Source organism: Pedobacter gandavensis, assembly GCF_014172405.1.
GTDB lineage: Bacteria > Bacteroidota > Bacteroidia > Sphingobacteriales > Sphingobacteriaceae > Pedobacter > Pedobacter gandavensis.
Map to the genome: position 1 here is coordinate 1 of NZ_WNXC01000014.1, position 3,402 is coordinate 3,402.

Annotated in this window: 1 protein-coding gene; it reads right to left on the bottom strand. The window is 47.6% G+C overall.

Going from position 1 to position 3,402, the window contains the following annotated elements; all coding sequences use genetic code 11:
* On the bottom strand, nucleotides 1–3,402 hold a 3,402-nt coding region (locus GM920_RS23545), incomplete at both ends, for an Ig-like domain-containing protein (RefSeq protein ID WP_449581085.1).

A 3,402-nucleotide genomic window follows, 5' to 3' on the forward strand; every position in this document is an offset into this window, starting at 1 on the left:
CGGCTACAGTTGTGGTCTTTAACACTACGGCTCCGCCTGCACAAAAAGTCGTCTGACCTTCTGCGGTAATCACCGCGGCATCCGGAATTGGGTTTACAACAACCTCCAAGGCATTTGAAGCTGGGCTCTCACAAGCAATCGAAGTAATTTTCACACTGTAGTTTCCGCTTTCCGTAGCCGTATAAGTTTGCTCGGTTGCTCCTGTAATCAGGTTTAGTCCTTTATACCATTGGTAGCTATCCGCTAAGGTTGTCGTCTTTAACACCACGGTTCCACCTGCACAGAAAGTTGTTTGGCCTTCTGCGGTAATCACCACGGCATCTGGAATTGGATTCACAGTAACCGTTATTGGATTAGAAGCTGGGCTCTCACAAGCAATCGAAGTAATTTTTACGCTGTAGTTTCCGCTTTCGGTAGCCGTATAAGTTTGTTGGGTGGCACCTGTGATCAGGTTTAGTCCTTTGTACCATTGGTAGCTATCAGCTAAAGTTGTCGTCTTTAACACCACGGCTCCACCTGCACAGAAAGTTGTTTGGCCTTCTGCGGTAATCACCACGGCATCTGGAATTGGATTTACAGTAACTACTATCGGGTTGGAAGCTGGACTCTCACAAGCAATCGAGGTGATTTTCACGGTATAATTTCCGCTTTCAGTAGCCGTATAAGTTTGCTGGGTGGCACCTGTGATCAGGTTTAGTCCTTTGTACCATTGGTAACTATCAGCCAGGGTTGTAGATTTTAATACCACCGCTCCACCTGCGCAGAAGGTCGTTTGGCCTTCGGCTGTAATCACTGCGGCGTCAGGGATCGGGTTTACGGTAACCGCTATCGGATTAGAAGCTGGGCTCTCACAAGCAATGGAAGTAATTTTCACACTGTAGTTTCCGCTTTCCGTAGCCGTATAAGTTTGCTCGGTAGCTCCTGTGATTAGGTTTAGCCCTTTGTACCATTGGTAGCTATCCGCCAGGGTTGTCGATTTTAATACTACGGCTCCGCCTGCACAAAAAGTTGTCTGGCCTTCTGCAGTAATCACCACGGCATCTGGAATTGGGTTCACCGTAACCACTATCGGATTAGATGCTGGGCTCTCACAAGCAGTAGAAGTGATTTTTACGGTATAGCTTCCGCTTTCGGTAGCGGTATAAGTTTGCTGAGTTGCCCCTGTGATTAGGCTTAGTCCTTTATACCATTGGTAACTATCAGCAACGGTCGTTGTCTTTAACAATACGCTTCCACCTGCACAAACAGTCGTCTGGCCTTCGGCTGTAATCACCACGGCATCTGGAATTGGGTTTACGGTAACCGCTATTGGGTTGGAAGCTGGGCTCTCACAAGCAATCGAGGTAATTTTTACGGTATAACTTCCGCTTTCCGTAGCGGTGTAAGTTTGCTGGGTGGCGCCTGTGATCAGATTTAGTCCTTTGTACCATTGGTAGCTATCAGCTACAGTTGTGGTCTTTAACACCACGGCTCCACCTGCACAGAAAGTTGTCTGCCCTTCTGCAGTAATCACCACGGCATCCGGGATCGGGTTCACAGTAACCTCTATTGGATTAGAAGCTGGGCTCTCACAAGCAATCGAGGTGATTTTCACGGTATAACTTCCACTTTCAGTTGCCGTATAAGTTGGTTGGGTGGCACCTGTGATCAGGCTTAGTCCTTTATACCATTGGTAGCTATCAGCTACAGTTGTGGTCTTTAACACCACGGCTCCACCTGCACAGAAAGTTGTCTGCCCTTCTGCAGTAATCACCACGGCATCCGGGATCGGGTTCACAGTAACCGCTATTGGATTAGAAGCTGGGCTCTCACAAGCAATCGAAGTAATTTTTACGGTATAACTTCCACTTTCAGTTGCCGTATAAGTTTGCTGGGTGGCACCTGTGATCAGGCTTAGTCCTTTGTACCATTGGTAGCTATCAGCTAGGGTTGTGGTCTTTAACACCACTGCTCCACCTGCACAGAAAGTTGTCTGCCCTTCTGCAGTAATCACCACGGCATCTGGAATTGGATTCACAGTAACCGTTATTGGATTAGAAGCTGGACTTTCACAAGCAATCGAAGTAATCTTTACACTGTAGTTTCCACTTTCCGTAGCCGTATAAGTTTGTTGGGTGGCACCTGTGATCAGGCTTAGTCCTTTATACCATTGGTAGCTATCCGCTAGAGTTGTCGTCTTTAACACCACGGCTCCACCTGCACAGAAAGTCGTCTGACCTTCGGCTGTAATCTCTGCGGCATCCGGGATCGGATTTACCGTAACCGCTATCGGATTAGAAGCTGGACTCTCACAAGCAATCGAGGTGATTTTCACGGTATAATTTCCGCTTTCCGTAGCCGTATAAGTTTGCTGGGTAGCACCAGTAATCAGGTTTAGTCCTTTGTACCATTGGTAGCTATCTGCTAGGGTTGTGGTCTTTAACACCACTGCTCCACCTGCACAGAAAGTTGTCTGGCCTTCTGCAGTAATCACCGCGGCATCTGGAATTGGATTCACAGTAACCGTTATTGGATTAGAAGCTGGACTTTCACAAGCAATCGAAGTAATCTTTACACTGTAGTTTCCACTTTCCGTAGCCGTATAAGTTTGTTGGGTGGCACCTGTGATCAGGCTTAGTCCTTTATACCATTGGTAGCTATCCGCTAGAGTTGTCGTCTTTAACACCACGGCTCCGCCTGCACAAACAGTTGTCTGGCCTTCGGCTGTAATCACTGCGGCATCTGGGATCGGATTCACCGTAACCGCTATCGGATTAGAAGCAGGACTTTCACAAGCAATCGAGGTGATTTTCACGGTATAATTTCCGCTTTCGGTAGCCGTATAAGTTTGCTGGGTTGCCCCTGTGATCAGGCTTAGTCCTTTGTACCATTGGTAACCATCCGCTACAGTTGTGGTCTTTAACACCACGGCTCCACCTGCACAGAAAGCCGTCTGACCTTCGGCTGTAATCTCTGCGGCATCCGGGATCGGATTTACCGTAACCGCTATCGGATTAGAAGCTGGACTCTCACAAGCAATCGAGGTGATTTTCACGGTATAATTTCCGTTTTCAGTAGCCGTATAAGTTTGCTGGGTTGCACCTGTGATCAGGCTTAGTCCTTTATACCATTGGTAGCTATCAGCTAGAGTTGTTGATTTTAACACCACCGCTCCACCTGCACAAACAGTAGTTTGACCTTCTGCTGTAATCACTGCGGCATCTGGGATTGGATTTACAGTAACCGCTATCGGATTAGAAGCTGGACTTTCACAAGCAATGGAAGTAATTTTTACGCTGTAGCTTCCGCTTTCGGTAGCCGTGTAAGTTTGCTGAGTTGCACCTGTAATCAGGCTTAGTCCTTTATACCATTGGTAGCTATCCGCTAGCGTTGTCGTCTTTAACACCACCGCTCCACCTGCAC